17 protein-coding genes are annotated in these 16591 nt (G+C 68.6%); 9 read left to right on the top strand and 8 right to left on the bottom strand.

Annotated elements, in window-relative coordinates; all coding sequences use genetic code 11:
- Positions 1-4 precede the first annotated feature (4 nt).
- Positions 5-1435: a xylulokinase gene (locus ACFORO_RS46350; protein WP_377875672.1), complete on the bottom strand. Its 1431-nt coding sequence runs from the start codon at positions 1433-1435 to the stop codon at positions 5-7.
- Between the two features lie 36 nt (positions 1436-1471).
- Between ACFORO_RS46350 and ACFORO_RS46345 the strand changes: the two genes are divergently transcribed.
- Together ACFORO_RS46345 and ACFORO_RS46340 are read left to right on the top strand one after the other, a co-directional pair.
- Positions 1472-2293: a class I SAM-dependent methyltransferase gene (locus ACFORO_RS46345; protein WP_377875670.1), complete on the top strand. Its 822-nt coding sequence runs from the start codon at positions 1472-1474 to the stop codon at positions 2291-2293.
- 23 nt (positions 2294-2316) lie between these two features.
- Positions 2317-3126 carry a class I SAM-dependent methyltransferase gene (locus ACFORO_RS46340; protein WP_377875668.1) on the top strand — a complete coding sequence of 270 codons (810 nt, stop codon included), beginning with the start codon at positions 2317-2319 and terminating at the stop codon, positions 3124-3126.
- On the opposite strand, the gene ACFORO_RS46335 is transcribed toward ACFORO_RS46340, so the two are convergent.
- The 3 genes from ACFORO_RS46335 to ACFORO_RS46325 all read right to left on the bottom strand — a co-directional run bounded on the left by ACFORO_RS46335 (position 3098) and on the right by ACFORO_RS46325 (position 5554).
- Positions 3098-4633 carry an FAD-dependent monooxygenase gene (locus ACFORO_RS46335; protein WP_377875666.1) on the bottom strand — a complete coding sequence of 512 codons (1536 nt, stop codon included), beginning with the start codon at positions 4631-4633 and terminating at the stop codon, positions 3098-3100. The two genes, ACFORO_RS46340 and ACFORO_RS46335, sit on opposite strands and share 29 nt — an antisense overlap.
- An 18-nt stretch (positions 4634-4651) precedes the next feature.
- The gene (locus ACFORO_RS46330; RefSeq protein ID WP_354735181.1) at positions 4652-5260 is read right to left on the bottom strand and encodes an acyl-CoA-like ligand-binding transcription factor; all 609 of its coding nucleotides are present in this window, start codon (positions 5258-5260) and stop codon (positions 4652-4654) included.
- Positions 5261-5377: 117 nt separating this feature from the next.
- On the bottom strand, positions 5378-5554 hold the full coding sequence (locus ACFORO_RS46325) for a CsbD family protein (RefSeq protein ID WP_354735180.1): 177 nt from the start codon (positions 5552-5554) through the stop codon (positions 5378-5380).
- A 229-nt stretch (positions 5555-5783) separates the two neighbouring features.
- Between ACFORO_RS46325 and ACFORO_RS46320 the strand changes: the two genes are divergently transcribed.
- On the top strand, positions 5784-5993 hold the full coding sequence (locus ACFORO_RS46320) for a TOBE domain-containing protein (protein WP_067580482.1): 210 nt from the start codon (positions 5784-5786) through the stop codon (positions 5991-5993).
- A 5-nt stretch (positions 5994-5998) separates the two neighbouring features.
- Here ACFORO_RS46320 and pdxR read toward each other — a convergent pair whose 3' ends face one another.
- Complete coding sequence (gene pdxR / locus ACFORO_RS46315) at positions 5999-7396, bottom strand: MocR-like pyridoxine biosynthesis transcription factor PdxR (RefSeq protein ID WP_377875661.1); 1398 nt, start codon at positions 7394-7396, stop codon at positions 5999-6001.
- 46 nt (positions 7397-7442) lie between these two features.
- Between pdxR and ACFORO_RS46310 the strand changes: the two genes are divergently transcribed.
- From ACFORO_RS46310 to ACFORO_RS46290, 5 genes are all read left to right on the top strand, one after another.
- Entirely contained in the window at positions 7443-7928 is a 486-nt protein-coding gene (locus ACFORO_RS46310) for a carboxymuconolactone decarboxylase family protein (protein ID WP_377875659.1), read from the top strand.
- Positions 7929-8296: 368 nt separating this feature from the next.
- Entirely contained in the window at positions 8297-9490 is a 1194-nt protein-coding gene (gene wecB, locus ACFORO_RS46305; RefSeq protein ID WP_377875657.1) for a non-hydrolyzing UDP-N-acetylglucosamine 2-epimerase, read from the top strand.
- Positions 9487-11175, top strand: a complete 1689-nt coding sequence (locus ACFORO_RS46300; RefSeq protein ID WP_377875655.1) for a DUF2334 domain-containing protein — start codon at positions 9487-9489, stop codon at positions 11173-11175. Before wecB ends, ACFORO_RS46300 begins: the two co-directional genes overlap by 4 nt.
- A gap of 22 nt (positions 11176-11197) precedes the next feature.
- Positions 11198-11371 carry a hypothetical protein gene (locus ACFORO_RS46295; RefSeq protein ID WP_377875653.1) on the top strand — a complete coding sequence of 58 codons (174 nt, stop codon included), beginning with the start codon at positions 11198-11200 and terminating at the stop codon, positions 11369-11371.
- Entirely contained in the window at positions 11368-12636 is a 1269-nt protein-coding gene (locus ACFORO_RS46290) for a glycosyltransferase family 2 protein (protein WP_377875651.1), read from the top strand. The genes ACFORO_RS46295 and ACFORO_RS46290 overlap by 4 nt, the downstream gene beginning before the upstream one ends.
- Before the next feature lie 6 nt (positions 12637-12642).
- Here the strand turns inward: ACFORO_RS46290 and ACFORO_RS46285 are convergent, their stop codons facing one another.
- Genes ACFORO_RS46285 through pdhA form a run of 3 tightly spaced genes read right to left on the bottom strand, consistent with a single transcriptional unit; the run spans position 12643 to position 15997 of the window.
- A complete protein-coding gene (locus tag ACFORO_RS46285) occupies positions 12643-13884 on the bottom strand; it encodes a dihydrolipoamide acetyltransferase family protein (protein WP_377875649.1) in 1242 nt (413 codons plus the stop codon).
- Positions 13884-14900 (bottom strand): alpha-ketoacid dehydrogenase subunit beta, encoded by a 1017-nt coding sequence (locus ACFORO_RS46280; protein WP_377875647.1) that lies wholly within the window; start codon positions 14898-14900, stop codon positions 13884-13886. Before ACFORO_RS46280 ends, ACFORO_RS46285 begins: the two co-directional genes overlap by 1 nt.
- Positions 14897-15997: a pyruvate dehydrogenase (acetyl-transferring) E1 component subunit alpha gene (pdhA, locus tag ACFORO_RS46275; RefSeq protein ID WP_377875645.1), complete on the bottom strand. Its 1101-nt coding sequence runs from the start codon at positions 15995-15997 to the stop codon at positions 14897-14899. Before pdhA ends, ACFORO_RS46280 begins: the two co-directional genes overlap by 4 nt.
- A gap of 161 nt (positions 15998-16158) precedes the next feature.
- Here pdhA and ACFORO_RS46270 point away from each other — a divergent pair, with 161 nt between their 5' ends.
- Positions 16159-16590, top strand: coding sequence for an Lrp/AsnC family transcriptional regulator (locus tag ACFORO_RS46270; RefSeq protein ID WP_037363909.1), 432 nt, complete (start codon positions 16159-16161; stop codon positions 16588-16590).
- The last annotated feature ends 1 nt before the right edge of the window (position 16591 follow it).

Genomic DNA, 16591 nt, shown 5'->3' with positions numbered 1-16591 from the left:
TAGATCACCATCGCGCTAGCCGTTCGTGCACTCTCGCGAGCCCTTCGTGCGCCGCGCGATACGCCTCGTACAGGCCGGTCAGGTCCGTCTCCGGGGTGAAGGTTCGCTCAACGGCGACGGTCGCGGCCGCGGCGGTTTCGACGTCCGGGTACCGGTTCGCGCCGACTGCGCCGAGCAGGGCGGCTCCGAGTGCGGCGCTGTCGTGCACGCGGAGGCGTTCGATGGGGCGGGACAGGACGTCGGCGTGGAGTTGGGTCCACAGGTCGCTGCGTGCGCCGCCGCCGGAGAACGTCACCGACGGGAGGGGTTCGCCGCAGGCTTCCTCGACGGTTTCCAGCACGTGCCGCGCGGAGAACGCGACCCCGGTCAGTACGGCTCGGGACAGGTCCGCGGTGCTTGTGGACGAGGTCAGTCCGAGGAAACTGCCGCGCAGGTCCGGATCCCACAGCGGTGCGCGTTCGCCTTGCAGGTGCGGCAAGAAAACCACGCCGGGCTGGCCTTCCGCGGCGGACGCGAACACGTCCGGCACAGCCAGTCCGGACACTCGGCTCCACCAGCGCACTGCGTCGCCCGCGGCTTGTGTCGGTCCGGCGTGCACGACGACGTCGCCGCGTGGCGGGAAGGTGACCAGGCCGCGGACCGATTCGTTCCGATGCGAGGCGGCCGCGACTACCAACGACGTCCCGCAGGTCACCATCGCCCGGCCCGGTTCTGTGGTGCGGGTGCCGAAAACCGCGCCGAACGCGTCCATGGTTCCGACGACAACCGGTGCGTCGCCCAGTACGGCAGCGTGCCCAAGGGGTTCCTCGGGAGCGAGCAGTTCCGGCAGGCGGTCGCCGAGTCCGTCCACCAGGGCCACCGCTTCGGGCAGGTAGCCGGACGCGCCCGCGATGCGCACGCCCGACAGCAGGTCGGTCGCGACCCGGCCGGTGAGGCGGGCGCCGATGAAGTCCTTGGGGCTCATCATCCATCGCGCGCGGGACCACAGCTCCGGTTGTTCGCGCGCGAACCACGCGGCCCGCGCACCCGCGAACGACGCATCTAGCACGATCGGCCCGCCCCAGATGCGTTTTTTGTCGTCGTCGGTGAAGCGTGCGTCGAGTTCCGCGGCGATCTCCGCGCAGCGCTGGTCCTGCCAGATCACTGCCGGGGCGAGCGGCCGCAGGTCGTGATCGACGAGAAGATGGGTGTTGACCTGGCTGACGACTCCGGCCGCGCGCACCGAACCGGCGGGAAGTCCGGAAAGGACGGTGTGCAGCGCGGTTTCCGTTGCGCGCCACCAGTCTTCCGGGTCCTGTTCGGCCCAGCCGGGACGCGGCCGCACGATCGGGTAGGGCACCGAATGCGCCGCGAGTCCCCGGCCGTCCGGCGCGAACGCCGCGACTTTCACCGCGGTCGTGCCGACGTCGATGCCGAGCAGAGCTGCTTCGTCCATGCCACAGGGGTACCAGGAATTCGCTACCGTCGGGGCATGACCTCCGCCGCGGAGAATTACCTGCGTGAGTACCACGATCGCAAACCGGACGCGATGTCCGTGCTGATCGAGTCCGGCCGGGTGACCGGGGACGGCCGGACGAGCTACGAGGTGCTGGCCGATCGGGTCGCGCCCGCGCGCCGGGTGCTCGACCTCGGCTGCGGCGACGGTGCGCTGCTGGCCGTTTTCGCCCGCGGCGGCGCGGAAAGTCTTGCTGGCGTTGATCTTTCTCCGGGTCAGCTCGCGCTTGCCCGGCGGCGGCCCGAGCTGGCCGGGGCGGAGCTGCGGCACGGGCGGGCGCAGGAGCTGCCGTTCGAGGACGACAGCTTCGACGCGGTCGTGTCGCACATGGCTTTCATGCTCATGGACAACCCCGAGGAGGTCGCCGCCGAGGTCGCGAGGGTGCTGGCTCCGCGCGGGAAGTTCGCGGTGGTCGTCGGCGGTCCCGAGTCGACCGGCGCGACTCCCGTGTTCCTGGAATTGGCTCGGCCGTTGTTCCGGGAGGTGCCGGAGGAACGACGGGCGACGTACACCGCCGAGCGGCGCACGTCGCGTCGCGAGGGGATCGACGAGGTGCTCGCTCCGGCCGGATTCGCGCCGGTTTCCTGGGAGCCGTACGAGATCGACCTGACCGCCGCACCGGACGAGGTGTGGACGTTGTGCTGTGAATCGTATTACTCGACCGACACCCTCGACGACGCTCAGCTGTCCCGGCTGCGCTCGGCGTTCCTCGCCGAAACCGAGCCGCTGCGCACCGCGGACGGACGGCTTCCGGCGGGGCTTTGCGTCAACCTGGCCAAAACCGAGCTGCTGAAGTGACCGTTCGCGCTACCGTCACGGGCATGATGACGCCCGCCGAAGAGTTCCTGCGCGACTATCACGACCGGAACCCGGCAGCCGCGTCCGAACTGGCCGATCGGGGCCGCGTCGGCGGCCGCTCGGTGTACGAGGCGTTCGCCGACCACGTGGGCCAGCCGGGCAGCGTGCTCGACCTCGGCTGCGGGGACGGCGCGCTGCTGGCCGTGCTCGCCGGGCGCGGCACCGGAAAGCTCGCTGGCATCGACCTTTCCGCCAAGCAGCTGGACGTCGCGCGCGGCCGGGCCGGGCTCGCCGACGCGGACCTGCGGCCAGGCCGCGCGCAGGAGCTGCCGTTCGAGGACGACAGCTACGACGCGGTCGTGTCGCACATGGCGTTGATGCTCATGTCCGACGTCGAGAAGGTGATCGCCGAGACTGCCCGCGTGCTGCGGCCCGGCGGCGCCTTCGTGATCGGCGTCGGCGGCGGCGGGACCGACGCACTGGAGGTGTTCCTCAAGGTCGCCCGGCCGCTCTTCGCGGTGGTCGCCGAGGATCGCCAGATCCCGACCTCCGGCGACCCGCGCAGCCGCACCCGCGAAGGCCTCGACGCGCTGCTCGGCCCGGCCGGGTTCGCGTCGGTCGAATGGCACCAGCTGCTGGTGGACCTGTCCGGCCCGCCGGACTCGGTCTGGCAGACCTGCCACGACACCTACTACCAGGTCGACGCCCTCGACGAGACGCAGCTGATGGGGTTGCGGACCGCGTTCAAGGTGGCGTCCCGGTCGCTGGTGGCCCCGGACGGCACGCTGCCGGCCGGGGCGCTCATCAACGTGGCGACGACACGGCTGACCTGACCGGTGCGCCGAACCACTGCGTAAGAGCGGCTTGGAGCGCCTCGACGTCTGGTTCGGCGTCGGTGGCGGACCAGGCGACGTAACCGTCCGGGCGGATGAGCAGCGCGGTGGGTGCGTCGCCTGTTGCGGTGGTGGACACGGTGGTTACGCGGTCGTGCCAGGGCGCGGCCACGTCCGCGAGTGCGGCGTCGAGGGTCAGGTCGAGCAGTACTGGGCGCGCGGCTTGGTAAGCGGCGGTGAGCGGACCTGGGTCGGTGAGCGGCAGGTCGGGTGCCCAGCGGCCGGTGCTCGGGTCGGCGCCGTAGTGGATGTCGGCCCCGGACATCAGGTCGGCGACGTGCTGCCGGGCGTCCGGATAGGACAGCAGTTCGGTGAAGAAGTCGCGCAGCGCGGTGACTTCCGGCCCGGGCGCGACGAGCGCGCTCTGCGCCTGGGTGTGCATCACGACGCGCTCGCTCACCGGACGGCGTTCGGCCTCGTAGCTGTCGAGCAGCCCCGGCGGAGCCCAGCCCTGAACCTCCGCGGCGAGCTTCCACCCGAGGTTCGCCGCGTCCTGCAGGCCGAGGTTCAGCCCCGGCCCGCCGATCGAGGAGTGCACGTGGGCCGCGTCGCCGACCAGCAGCACCCGGCCTCGCCGGTAGGTCTCGGCGATCCTGGTGTTGCCGCCGGTCAGCCTGCGCAGCAGGAACGGGCCGGGGCCGGACGGGGGTTCGAGCGGCAGGTCGACGCCGAGTATCCGCCGCACGCTCGCGCGCAGTTCCTCCATGGTCAGCGGATCGTCCTCGGCGAAATCCGCCGCGCCGCCTTGTTCGCTGGTCGACACGGCCGGGTTGGCCGGGTCGAACGGCGCGAACACGAACACCCCGGTTTCCGTCCGGTGGTGCAGGAACGGCGGGAGGACGCCGGTCTCCAGCTTCAGCCCGCCGGTCGCGGGGTCGACTAATGACCGCGGGAGCCGGACATTCGCGCTGCGGGACACCGATTCGTCCCAGGTGACGCCGGGGAAATCGATCCCGGCGAGCTTGCGCACGGTGCTGCGTCCGCCGTCCGCGCCGACGAGGTAGTCGGCGGCGATTTCGTACGGCCCGTCCGGTCCTTGCACCCGCACGGCGACCGAGTTCTCGTCTTGGGCGAAGCCGGTGATTTCGTGGCCGCGGCGGAGTTCGGTGCCAAGCCCTCGGACGTGCTCGATCAGGGTCTGCTCAAGTTCGTGCTGCGGCTTCGGCAGGAGATACATCGGGTTTCGCGGCAGGTCGGCGAATTCGATCGGGAAAGCGCCGAAGACGAACCGCGGAGCCGGAATGGGTTCCGGCGTGCCAGTGAGTTTCTCGAACAGCCCGCGCCGGTGCAGCAACGGCACGACCTGGCCGACGAGACCGTTGGCACGGCGCACCCCGTCGGGTTCGGCGAGCCGCTCCAGGACGATGGGGCGGACTCCGGCAAGGCAGAGTTCGGCGGCGAGCATCAGGCCGTTCGGCCCGGCGCCCGCGATGACGACGGCGGACATGGGGATCTCCTTGCGGGATCAGGGAAGCACCTCGGCGAGGGTGTCGAACGCCTGGTGCACGATGGTGGACAGCTCCGCGGGCGGGTCGGTGCGCAGCCACTCCTGGATGACTGCGCGCAGCACGCCGCCCGCGGTGGTGGCGATGAGCTGGACGCGGAGGTCGTGGACGTCCGCGCCGAGGCGTTCCGCGATCGCCTCGGCCAGTGATTCTTCGGCCGCGACGTTGGCTTTGAGGAATTCGCCCGCCAACGCGGGTTCCGCGATCATGACCCGGACTCCGGCTGTCCACTGTGGACCTCCGGTGCCGCCGGGAGCGGTGCCGCGATCGTCGTCGAGCTGTGCCAGCGAGGCTTCCCGCAGGGCGGTCCACAGCGGTTCCGCCGCCGGGCGCGCCCGGAGGTGATCGGCGATCCCGCGAGCCCGGTCCTGGTGCCGCGCGACGATCGCTTCGGCTTTGCTGGAGAAGTAATTGTTGACGGTGCGCGGGGAAACTCCCGCCGCGCGGGCGATTTCCTCGATGGTCACGTTCGACAGGCCGTGCTCGACTGTGAGCCGGACTGCCGCCCAGGAGATGTCGACCCGGGTCTCTTGGCGGCGGCGGTCTCGCAGGTTCGGGCGCTCGGTCATGAGACCACCATAGCGCGGTACTTGCGTGCCGCGCAATGTTTGCGCGTCACGCAAGTTTAATGGCGAAGAAGAAGCCCAGGGCGAGGTGCCCCGGGCTTCTCGGCGACGCGCGTCCGGTCAGTCCTTGGTGCTCTTGAACGCGTCCTTTACCTTCTCGGCGGCCTGCTTGAGGTTGCTCTTGCCCTGCTCGGCCTTGCCTTCGGCCTGCCACTGCTCGTTGTCCGTGGCGTTGCCGACGGCTTCCTTGGCGCGACCCTTAAGTTCTTCGGCCTTGTTCTCGGCTTTGTCGTTCACTGTGGGTCCTCCCTTTCTCGTCCCTCGCGGTTCGGCTACCCGCTCTCCCGCGCGGCAAACCTGCGAAAAACGCGGAATCGGCACCGCGCTTGGTTCGCGGGCAGCAGGTGCGGACACAGCGGAGTGACTGCGTCCGCATGTGCTCCCGCCCGCCGCGGCACCCGGCGGCGAACGCGGGGATTTCCCTTTACGGTGGCCGTGTTCTGTTCGGTTCGAAGGAGTCCAAGCCATGCGTCTGTCCACTCGCAACCAGCTCACCGGCACCGTTTCCGCGGTCCAGCCCGGTGCGGTCATGACCGTGGTCACGGTTCAGCTCGACGGCGGGCAGTCCGTCGTCGCCTCGATCACCAAGGACGCCGCCGAGGAGCTCGAACTCGAGGTCGGCAAGCCGGTGACCGCGCTGGTGAAGTCGACCGAGGTGATGCTCGGCGTCGAGTGAGGCGGCTAGGGCAACACCCGGCACAACGCGGCGAGCGCGCCTGACCACGCGCTCGCCGACGGAGTGCTGAAGCCGATCACCAGCGCGTCGCGGTCCGCGGGCGCGTCGGGATGCCGGAACGCGGCGATTCCGTGCATGGCCAGCCCCTGCCACGCGGACCCCTGCACCACCGCGTCTTCCTCGCCGGAGGGGACGTCCACGAGCACCTGCAAGCCAGCGGACAGCCCGGTCACCCGCGTGTTCGGCGCGTGCTCGGCCAGCGCCGCGACGAGCTGGTCGCGCCGGCGGCGGTAATGCAGCCGCATCGCGCGGATGTGCCGGTCGTAGCTGCCCGAAGTGATGAATTCGGCCATGGTGAGCTGGTCGAGCACGCCGGAGTGCGGGTCGCGCTCGCCCTTGATCTCGGCGGCGAGCCTGGCGATCCGCGGCGGCAGCACCATCCAGCCCAGCCGCAGGCCAGGGGCGAGCGCTTTGCTGCTGGTGCCAAGGTAAATCACGTGCTCCGGGTCGAGTCCCTGCATCGCGCCGACCGGGCTGCGGTCGTAGCGGAACTCGCCGTCGTAGTCGTCCTCCAGCACCAGGCCGCCGGTCCGGCGAGCCCAGTCCACGACCGCGGCGCGGCGGTCCGGATGCAGCGCGACGCCGGTGGGGAACTGGTGCGACGGCGTCAGCAGTACCGCGCCGACGTCGGGCAGGTCGTTGAGGCGTTCGACCATCGCGCCGTCGCCGTCCACCGGAAGCTGCGGGGTGTCCAGGCCGACCTTGGCGAGATGCGCGCGGTGCACCTGCAGGCCGTACGCCTCTACGGCGACCGCTGGCGTTTCGCGCTGCTTCAGTGCTTCGGCGAGAACGATGAGACTGTGCGACGTACCCGTGCAGATCATGATTTGGTCCGGGTGCGCGCGTACGCCGCGTGTACGGGCGAGGTACTCGGCCAGGGCTTCGCGCAGCTCCGGGCGGCCGTACGGACCGCCGTAGCCGAACGCGTCGTCGGGCGCGACAGCCAGGGCGCGGCGCGCGGCCTTAAGCCAGTCTGCGCGGGGGAAGGCGGACAGGTCCGGCTGGCCGGGGCGTAGATCGTGCACGATCCGGTGTCGCGACGCGGGCTTCGGCACGGACGGTGCGGGCGCGGTCTCGGCGCGCGGGGCAACCCGGGTTGCGGCGCCTTGGCGCGCGGTGAGCCAGCCTTCGGCGACGAGTTCCGCATACGCTTGCGCCACGGTGTTCCGGGCGATGCCGAGATCCGCGCCGAGCGTGCGGCTGGACGGCAGTTTCGCGCCTGGAGCGAGGCGTCCGGTGCGGATGGCGTCGCGCAGGGCCTCCATCAGGCCGTCGCGCAGGCGAGGCCCGCGCAGGTCGAGGTGGAGGTCTTCACTCAGCGAACTGGCCCACTCCGCGCGCACGGAAATGGACCATAACAGAGTGCCAATCGCTCGTAGAGTCGAAACCATGACCACAGCAGAACGACTTCCGGTGGAACCGCCCCGCCTCAAGATGGCGGAACTCGCACCCGAGGCATACAAGGCGATGATCCGTCTCGACGCCGCGACCCGCCACGGCCTCGACCCCACGCTGCGGCAGCTGGTGCTGCTCCGCGCGTCGCAGCTCAACCACTGCGCCTTCTGCATCGACATGCACTCGAAGGACGCGTTGGCCGCCGGCGAATCGACCGAGCGCATCATCCAGCTCCCGGCGTGGCAGGAGTCGAAGCACTTCTACACGGCGAAGGAGGTCGCCGCGTTCGAGCTGACCGAAGCGGTCACCGTGCTCACTGACGGCTTCGTGCCCGACGACGTCTTCGCTCGCGCGGCCGAGCACTTCGAGGAGGCCGAGCTGGCTCAGCTGATCGCGACGATCACGGTGATCAACGCGTGGAACCGGTTCGCCGTCACGACGCGGATGGTGCCCGGCGAATACGTTCCCGGGAAACACTGACCTGGTGGTCTGGACCACTATGTGAGCAGGATCGCGGGCGGCCATACCGTCGGTTTGACCGGGGAAGGGAAAAGGGCATCCGAGGTTTCGGGTGCTCTTTTCCGCGACCGGTGACTTAACCGATCCAGCACGATTACTGAGTGTGCTTGGCGTGCCTGGTGTATCCGGGTTCAGGTAAGTAAGCAGCCGCTTAAAACCAAGGTTGACATCGGCTTGGTGTCTTCCTGACGGCTTGTGACGACGACTACTGACGGTGAGTTTGACCCGCGAGGGTGAGGTTGATTCCGGATGTCGTAGTTAGCGTGGTCAGCGCGGTCCAGGGACTTTTTCCCGGGTCGCTTCCGCTCTCGCTGAAATGGAGTTCCGTGATGACCCGGGGTGACGCACCGGTGGTCTGGCTGATTGCCGGAACCCGGCCGGAGGCGATCAAAATGGCGCCGGTCGTGCAGGAGATGCGCCGATCCGGACGGCTTGCGCCGGTGCTCGTCGCGACCGGGCAGCATCCGGAACTGGTCGACCAGGTGCTCGCGGCGTTCTCGCTGACCCCGGACCTGCGGCTCACCCTGCACCGGGTCGACGGTGGTCAGCCGGAGTTGTTCTCGCAGCTCGTCACCGGTCTCGACGCGCTCGCCGCGCAGCGTCCGCCCGCCGCGGTGCTCGTGCAGGGCGACACGACGTCCACTGTGGCCGGTGCGCTGGTCGCGTTCTGGCGCAAGATTCCCGTGGTGCACCTGGAAGCCGGGCTGCGCTCGTTCGACTTGCGGTCGCCGTTCCCCGAAGAGCTGAATCGGCGGCTGGTCACGCAGTCCGCGACCTTGCACCTGGCTCCGACGCCGACGGCCGCGCAGAACCTGCGTGCCGAGAGTGTCGACGACAGCGTCGTTTTGGTCACCGGAAACACTGTGGTGGACGCGATTTCCCGGGTGACCGATCGAGGAGTGTCCTTTGCCGACAGCGCGGTCGCCGACGTGGTCGAATCAGCGACGCGCGGCGAGTGCCGATTGGTTCTGGTGACTGCGCATCGCCGGGAGTCTTGGGGCGAGCCGCTGACTCGCATTCTGTCCGCTGTGGACACTCTGCTCGCGCGCCATCCGGACGTTCGCGTGTTGCTGCCGATGCACCCGAATCCGGCGGTGCAGGAGGCGGTCGCTTCGGCGCTCGCCGAGAACCCGCGCGTGGTGCTTACCCCGGCGCTGCCGTATGAGCAGACTGCGGCGGCGATCGCGGCGAGTTCGCTCGTGCTGTCCGATTCCGGTGGGATTCAAGAGGAAGCGCCGACGTTCAAGGTGCCGGTGCTGGTCCTGCGGGACACGACGGAACGGATGGAAGCCGTCCACGCTGGTTGTGCGATGCTCGTCGGCACGGATGCTGAGCTCATTGTGGACACTGCGTCGAAGCTGTTGACCGATCCGGTGCAGCGGGCCGCGATGAACGCGCGCACCAATCCGTTCGGTGACGGCCGAGCGGCTGAGCGCACCGAGCAAGCCGTGGCCTGGTTGCTCGGTCTGGCCGCTGAAGCGCCGGAGCCGTTCGTTCCGGAGCTGGTCGGGGTTGTGCAGTGAAGCAACGGTTCCCGGCGTGGTTGCGGCTCGGGATCATTGTCGTCGCGGTGGTCAGCTTGGTCGGCGGGATCGTCGTGGTGGTCTCGGACGACGGCTCCGGTTCGGAAGCGGCTTCGCCGATTGAACCGATTCTGCGGCAACCGAAAATCGGCCTGGCCGGTCCTGGCGGTCGTGATGATCGGCGTACGTTGGTGCTGTTCGATGACGGGCGACGGTTGCGGCCGAGTCCTCCTGCGACTCAGGTCGCCGAGGAGGCACAGGCCAACGCGATCCAGACGGCGAACCTGGTTTCCCGTTCCACCGCTTGGCGAATGCTGCCCGCCGCCGACTATCGAAGCGGCGAGCTGAACGAATACCAGACGGTCGTCTACGTCGGGACGGTCTACGACGCGCAGCTGCCGCCCGCGTTCCTGGACGACGTGAGCCGGACTCGGTTGCCGGTGGTGTGGATCGGCAGCAACATTTGGCAGCTGTTCGACCACTCGCCGACGCTCGCTGGAAAGTGGGGCTGGACGTGGGCTCCGTTCCGGGAGGACAAGGTCACGACGGTGTCCTATCGGGATACTGAGCTGCGGCGTGATCCCAACGCGGGTATCGACGTCGTGGGAGTACGGGTGACCTCTGCGAAGGCGAAGGCGAAGGTGCTGGCGCGGGCGAAGTCCGCTGACGGCGTGACGTCGCCGTGGGCGGTCCACAGTGGATCATTCACTTACCTCGCCGAAGTGCCGTATTCGTACGTCGGCGCGGGTGACCGCTATTTGGCGGCCGCGGACATCCTGCTCGGCGTGCTCGCGCCGGACGCTCCGGAACGTCGGCGTGCGCTCGTGCGGATCGAGGACATCGGTCCGCGGACGCCTCCTGCCGAAGTCCGGGCGATCACCGACTATCTCAGCGGGCGCGGCGTGCCGTTCTCGTTGGCGGTGTATCCGTACTACGCGGATCCGCGCGGGGAAGCGAATGGCGGCAAGCCGACGTTCGCGAGGCTGGTGGACAGCCCGGAACTCGTCGCGGCACTGCGAGACGCCGTCGCACGGGGCGGGACCTTGGTGATGCACGGCTACAGCCATCAGTACGGCGAGACGGACAATCCGTACTCGGGAACCAGCGCTGCCGACTACGAGTTCTATCGCGCGACCGTTGACCACAAGGACAATGTGCGGCTCAGCGGCCCGGTTCCGGAAGACTCGCCGGAGTGGTTCCGCAGTCGCATCGCGACCGGGCTCGCCGAGTTCGACCGGGTCGGACTGCTGCGGCCGGACGCGTTCGAGTTTCCGCATTACGGCGGGTCCGCAGTGGACTATCAGGAGGCGGGCCGGATCTTCCCGATGCGGTACGACCGGGGCAGTTACTACGCCGGGCAGTGCGACGGCGGCCAATGCGGACTGACGGATGTGTCCTATCGCGAGGTATACGGCCAGTTCTTCCCGTATCCGGTCCGCGACGTCTACGGGACCGTCGTGGTGCCGGAGAACGTCGGCAACGTCGCTCCGGCCAAGTTCAACCAGCACGCCGCGCGCACTGCCGACGACATCCTGGCCGACGCGAAAACCCATCGCGTGGTGACCGACAGCGTCGTCAGTTTCTACTATCACCCGTTTCTCGGCATCGACGACCTTCGGAAGGTGGTCGAGGGCATCGAGGGGCTCGGCTATCGCTTCGTGTCTCCTGCTGCCGTTGCCGCCTGAGTTTCTTCTGGAAGGAAAAGAAATGTCTGTCACCCGGGTCGCTCCCGCGGTCGTGTCCGCTGCCGCGATCGGTGTCGCGCCGTTCCACGGGGTGCTGTGGTTCGTCTTGACCGCGGTCGGTTTGATCGCGATGGCGTTCACGGTCCGCTCGGTTCGGCTGCGTACCAACGGTTCTCGGGGTCGGCACGCGGCATGACGCAGCCGTGGTGGTTCGTGCTGCTGCTGTGCTGGTGGCCGGTGCACAACCTGGTGCTGGCGGCCTTCTCCTGGCGGGCGCCTCGGCCTGCTTCGGAACGCTCGTCCAGGCCGTTGCTGTTCTGGATTGTCATTCCGGCACTGAACGAAGAACGCGTCATCGCCAACACGGTGCGGAATGCGTTGCGGCTGGGCACTCCCGAAACGCCGGTGCGAGTGCTGGTCATCGATGACGGATCCGACGACGGCACGCCGGAAATCGTCGCGGGCATTGCCGACGAACGGCTGCATGTTCTGCGCCGCGACTTGCCGCAGGCGCGGCGGGGCAAAGGCGAGGCGCTCAACGCGGGTTACCAGTACATCGACGCCATTGCCGAGCGGGAAGGCACCGTCTCGCAGACAGTCGTGGGCATCATTGACGGTGACGGGCGCGGCAGTGCCGGGCTGCTCACGGAAGTAGCGGCGATGTTGCGGAGCCGCGGTGTCGGCGCGGTGCAGTGCCGGGTGCGAATCCACAATAGACACCGGCTGCTGGCGTTGCTGCAGGATGTGGAGTTCGGCGCTATCGCGGATGCTTCGCAGTCGTTGCGGGATGTTCTCGGCAGTGTCGGGATGGGCGGCAACGGACAGTTCACGCGACTGTCGGTGCTGCGGAAGTTCGGACCGTCGCCGTGGAGCGACTGCCTGGTCGAGGATCTTGAACTGGGCCTGCGGCTGCATCTGGCCGGAGTGCGGATCCGGTACACGCAGCGGGCTTGGGTGACTCAGCAAGGGCTGGAGGACACGCGTCGGCTGCTGCGTCAGCGGACTCGGTGGGCACAGGGAAACCTTCAGTGCTCACGGCATTTGCGCAGTCTCGCGACCTCGCGGTTCATTGCCGGGACTGGGTTGTTCGACTTCCTGGTCTATCTCGTGGTGCCTTGGCTGACAGTTCCGCTGTCGTTGCTCGCGGCGGCGTTGCTGGTGATCGTGCCGGTGGCATTGCTGACCGGGAACTCGTTCGGCGGTTTGGTCGCGGAGACCGGGAATCTGGCACAGGCGGTGGCGTTGTGGCTGGCCGCGCTGCTGCTGCCCGGGATCATGTGGGCGATCGTCTACTTTGTCCGGTTGCGCGACGAACCGCCGCACCGCGCGTTGCTGGCCGGGCTGTGTTATCCGGCGTTCCTGTTGCTGGGTGTGCTGGCGACGTGGCGAGCCGTGTTCCGGATCGTCTTGAAGCGGAATGTGTGGGCGAAAACGGAAAGGCTGGCAGAGTTGCCAGCCTGACCGTCGTCACAGAGTGCGCAGCAGCCGCACGGGGTTTTCCACGCAGTCGGCGACGAAGCGCAGGAATCCGCCCGCGGTGCCGCCGTCGCAGACTCGGTGGTCGAACGCCAGCGTCAGCTCGGTGATCTTCCTGGCGGTGACCTGACCGTCCACAATCCACGGCCGGTCGATGATCCGGCCGACGCCCAGGATCGCGACCTCCGGGTAGTTGATGATGGCGGCCGAACCGTCCACTCCGAACACGCCGTAGTTGTTCACGGTGAACGTGCCGCCGGTGAGGTCGGCCGGGGCGAGCCGTCCCGAGCGGGCTTGTTCGGTGCGGTCGGCGAGTGCGGCGGACAGGTCCTCCAGGGTGTGCTGGTGCGCGTCCTGGACCACCGGAACGACGAGGCCGCGGTCGGTCTGCGCGGCGAATCCCAAGTGGACGGCGGACGGGATGACGATCTCGTCGCCTTCCAGATGCGCGTTCAGCTCGGGGAAACGGCGCAGGCCCGCGACGGCGAACCGGGCGATGAGCGCGAGCAGGCTGAGCTTCGGGGCGTGCGGATCGCTGTTGAGCGCGGTGCGCAGCCGCAGCAGTTCGGTCGCGTCGACATCCACCCAGACGGTCGCCTCGGGGATCTCGCGGCGGGAGCGGGCGAGTTTGTCGGCGACGGTCTTGCGTAGGCCGCGCAAGGGGATTCGTTGCTCGTCAGGGGTTGCCGCCGGGGTCGCTGGGATCTCTGTGGCGGCGATCGCGCGTTCTACGTCCGCGCGGCTCACGATGCCGTCGGTGCCTGTGCCGTTGAGCGCGTGAAGGTCCACTCCGGACTCGCGGGCGATGCGGCGGACTAGCGGGGACACTACGCGGATTCGGTCCGAAGTGGACTTTGGCGCTGCGGCTGGCGCTGAAGCTGGTGCCTTGCTTCCGCGCGGTCGCCTCGCGCGCCGGGTGCCGGTTTGGCTGGTGCCATAACCGATCAGGACATTCCCGCTGCCCTCCGGCGTGACGACGCCAGGCTCGGTGAAGTCCGCCGCACTGTCCACAGTGATCAACGGACTGCCGACGGTCAGCACTTCGCCCGCTGCTCCGTGCAGCGTCGCGACCCGGCCCGCGAACGGTACCGGGACCTCGACGCTCGCCTTCGCGGTCTCGACCTCCACGACGGTCTGGTCGACGGTCACGGTGTCGCCGACCGCCACGTGCCACGCGACGATTTCCGCCTCGGTCAGACCTTCGCCGAGGTCGGGCAGCTTGAAGACGGCCATCACTTCTCCCCGTCGAGCGGTGCCGCGTCGTCCCACTGGAGGCGTTCGATCGCGTCCAGGATCCGGTCGACGCCCGGCAGGTGGTGCTGTTCCAGATTCGGTGCGGGATAAGGAATGTCGAACCCGGCGACGCGCAATACCGGCGCTTCCAGGTAATGAAAACAATGCTCGGACAACTGCGCGGCGACCTCGGCGCCATAGCCGCAGAATCGGCTCGCCTCGTGCACCACGACCGCGCGGCCGGTGCGGCGCACGGACGCGGCGACCGTTTCCAGGTCGAATGGCGCGAGGCTGCGCAAGTCGATCACCTCGGCGTGGTAGCCCTCTTCCGCGGCGGCTTCGGCAGCTTCGAGCGTGGTGCCGAGTGCGCCGCCGTAGGAAATGAGGGTGACGTCGCTGCCTTCGCGGCGGATTACCGCTTTGTCGAGACCAGGCGAACGGCGTTGCGGGGCAACGGTTCCCTTTTCCCAATACCGGCGCTTGGGCTCGAGGAAAATGACCGGGTCCGGGCTGTCGATCGCCTCGCGCAGCAGGGTGTAGGCGTCGTCCGGCGTGGCCGGGGTGACGACGCGGAGTCCGGCCGTGTGCGTGTAGTAGACCTCGGACGAGTCGCAGTGGTGCTCGACGCCGCCGATGCCGCCGCCGTAGGGCACCCGGATCACCACGGGCAGTTCGACCTGGCCCTTGGTGCGGTTGCGGAGCTTCGCGAGGTGGCTGGTGATCTGCTCGAACGCGGGGTAGGCGAAGGCGTCGAACTGCATCTCGATCACCGGGCGCAGGCCGTTCATCGCCATCCCGATCGCGGTGCCGACGATGCCGGATTCGGCCAGCGGGGAGTCGAAGACGCGGGCGTCGCCGAAACGTGCGGCGAGTCCGTCGGTGACGCGGAAGACGCCGCCGAGCGTGCCGACGTCCTCGCCGAAGACGAGCACGCGCTCATCCTCCGCGAGTGCGTCGGCGAGGGCGCGGTTGAGTGCGCCGGCGAGGGACAGCGTCGTGTCCAGAGTGGCGGTCATGCCTGGTCCTCGGTGTTCTCGTGCGCCAGTTCGGCGGCCTGCTGGCGCAACGCGGCGGTCGGCTCGGCGTAGACGTGCCGGAAGAGATCCGCCGGGTCAAGCTCGGTATCGACGTTCATTCGCTCGCGCAACGCGGCTGCTTCCTCTTCGGCGCGCGCGTCGATCTCTTGCTGCGTCTTGTCGTCGAGGAGGCCACGGTCGGTGAGGTATTGCTTGAGACGGCTGATCGGGTCGCGCGTGAGCCACTGCTCCACTTCGGCCTTGTCGCGGTAGCGCGTCGCGTCGTCGGCGTTGGTGTGCGACTCCATGCGGTAGGTGATGGCTTCGATGAGCGTCGGTCCTTCGCCTGCTGCGGCGCGCTCGACAGCCTGCTCGACGACAGCGTGTACGGCGGCGGCGTCGTTGCCGTCGACGAGTACGGAGGGCATGCCGTAGCCGACACCCTTGTACGCGAGCGAAGGCGCAGCAGTCTGCTTCTCGAGCGGGACGCTGATGGCGTAGCCGTTGTTCTGTACGAGGAAGACGACCGGCGCTTTCCAGACAGCGGCGAAGTTCAACGCTTCGTGCGTGTCGCCTTCACTGGTGGCACCGTCACCGACGAGAACGAGCGAGACCGTGTCCTCGCCCTTCACTCGTGCAGCGTGCGCGAAGCCGACCGCGTGCAGCGTGTTGGTGGCGAGCGGCGTGCACTGCGGAGCGACGTTGGCGCGGTACGGGTCGTAGCCGCAGTGCCAGTCGCCGCGCAGCAGCGTGAGCACCTCGACCGGATCGACGCCGCGCGCGACGACGGCCATCGAGTCGCGGTAGGTGGGGAAAAGCCAGTCCTGCGGGCGAAGCGCGAGGATCGAACCGATCTCGGCGGCCTCTTGCCCGCGCGCCGACGGGTACACCGCGAGCCGGCCCTGCTTGGTGAGCGCGGTGGCCTGGGTGTCGAAGCGGCGTCCGGAAACCATGCCGCGGTAGAGGCGGAGGAGGACGTCGTCCGCGGGCATCGCGAGCGCCGGGTCGGGCGTCGGCGCGCCGTCGGCGGTCACGAGGCCGAGCGGCTCGTCGCTGGGCAGGAAGTAGGACGCGGCAGTGCGTTCCGTGGTGGTCACCGACAGCTCCCATCGACAAAGACGAGTAGGCCCTGATACTCGCTGTCGGGCGATCAAGGATCCAGACTTGCGCGGCAAGTGTGGAATGATGGCCGGGTTATGGAGTACTGATTGGACGATTGGCTTGGGAGGTGGCGCGGATGTCCCAGCCGGGTGGACAAATGGCAGCGGCGCTCGACGAGGTCGACCTGAAACTGATCGCCGAGCTGAAGAAAGACGGCCGCGCCTCGATGCGCGCGCTGGCCGAACGCGCGCACATTTCGCGGGCCGGTTGCTACACGCGCGTGGAGCGGCTGCACCGCGAGGGCGTGATCACGGGGTATGCGGCCGTGACCGATCCGCGCCGGATGGGGCAGGGGCTGGCCGCGTACGTGTACCTGAAGGTCACGCAGAACTCGTGGCGCACGGTCAGCGCGGAGCTCAAGCACATCCCGGAAATCGAACACGGCGGCCTGGTGTCCGGGGACAACGACCTGATCCTGTTCGTGCGGACCCGCGACGCGGACAGCCTGCGGGACTTGGTGTTCGAACGGCTGCAGTCCATGCCGGACGTGCTCTCGACGCACACCGTGCTGGTCTTCGACGAGCTGTGAG

Source organism: Amycolatopsis halotolerans, assembly GCF_042647905.1.
GTDB lineage: Bacteria > Actinomycetota > Actinomycetes > Mycobacteriales > Pseudonocardiaceae > Amycolatopsis > Amycolatopsis halotolerans.
The sequence above is the reverse complement of the archived record's forward strand: the minus strand, read 5'-3'. Positions and strand labels throughout refer to the sequence as shown.

Excerpts from the sequence above, each read along its gene's own strand:
- ACFORO_RS46350 (WP_377875672.1), bottom strand. The coding sequence starts at position 1,435 with ATGGACGAAGCAGCTCTGCTCGGCATCGACGTCGGCACGACCGCGGTG.
- ACFORO_RS46345 (WP_377875670.1), top strand. The coding sequence starts at position 1,472 with ATGACCTCCGCCGCGGAGAATTACCTGCGTGAGTACCACGATCGCAAA.
- ACFORO_RS46340 (WP_377875668.1), top strand. The coding sequence starts at position 2,317 with ATGATGACGCCCGCCGAAGAGTTCCTGCGCGACTATCACGACCGGAAC.
- ACFORO_RS46335 (WP_377875666.1), bottom strand. The coding sequence starts at position 4,633 with ATGTCCGCCGTCGTCATCGCGGGCGCCGGGCCGAACGGCCTGATGCTC.
- ACFORO_RS46330 (WP_354735181.1), bottom strand. The coding sequence starts at position 5,260 with ATGACCGAGCGCCCGAACCTGCGAGACCGCCGCCGCCAAGAGACCCGG.
- ACFORO_RS46320 (WP_067580482.1), top strand. The coding sequence starts at position 5,784 with ATGCGTCTGTCCACTCGCAACCAGCTCACCGGCACCGTTTCCGCGGTC.
- ACFORO_RS46310 (WP_377875659.1), top strand. The coding sequence starts at position 7,443 with ATGACCACAGCAGAACGACTTCCGGTGGAACCGCCCCGCCTCAAGATG.
- wecB (WP_377875657.1), top strand. The coding sequence starts at position 8,297 with ATGACCCGGGGTGACGCACCGGTGGTCTGGCTGATTGCCGGAACCCGG.
- ACFORO_RS46295 (WP_377875653.1), top strand. The coding sequence starts at position 11,198 with ATGTCTGTCACCCGGGTCGCTCCCGCGGTCGTGTCCGCTGCCGCGATC.
- ACFORO_RS46290 (WP_377875651.1), top strand. The coding sequence starts at position 11,368 with ATGACGCAGCCGTGGTGGTTCGTGCTGCTGCTGTGCTGGTGGCCGGTG.
- ACFORO_RS46285 (WP_377875649.1), bottom strand. The coding sequence starts at position 13,884 with ATGGCCGTCTTCAAGCTGCCCGACCTCGGCGAAGGTCTGACCGAGGCG.
- ACFORO_RS46280 (WP_377875647.1), bottom strand. The coding sequence starts at position 14,900 with ATGACCGCCACTCTGGACACGACGCTGTCCCTCGCCGGCGCACTCAAC.
- ACFORO_RS46270 (WP_037363909.1), top strand. The coding sequence starts at position 16,159 with ATGGCAGCGGCGCTCGACGAGGTCGACCTGAAACTGATCGCCGAGCTG.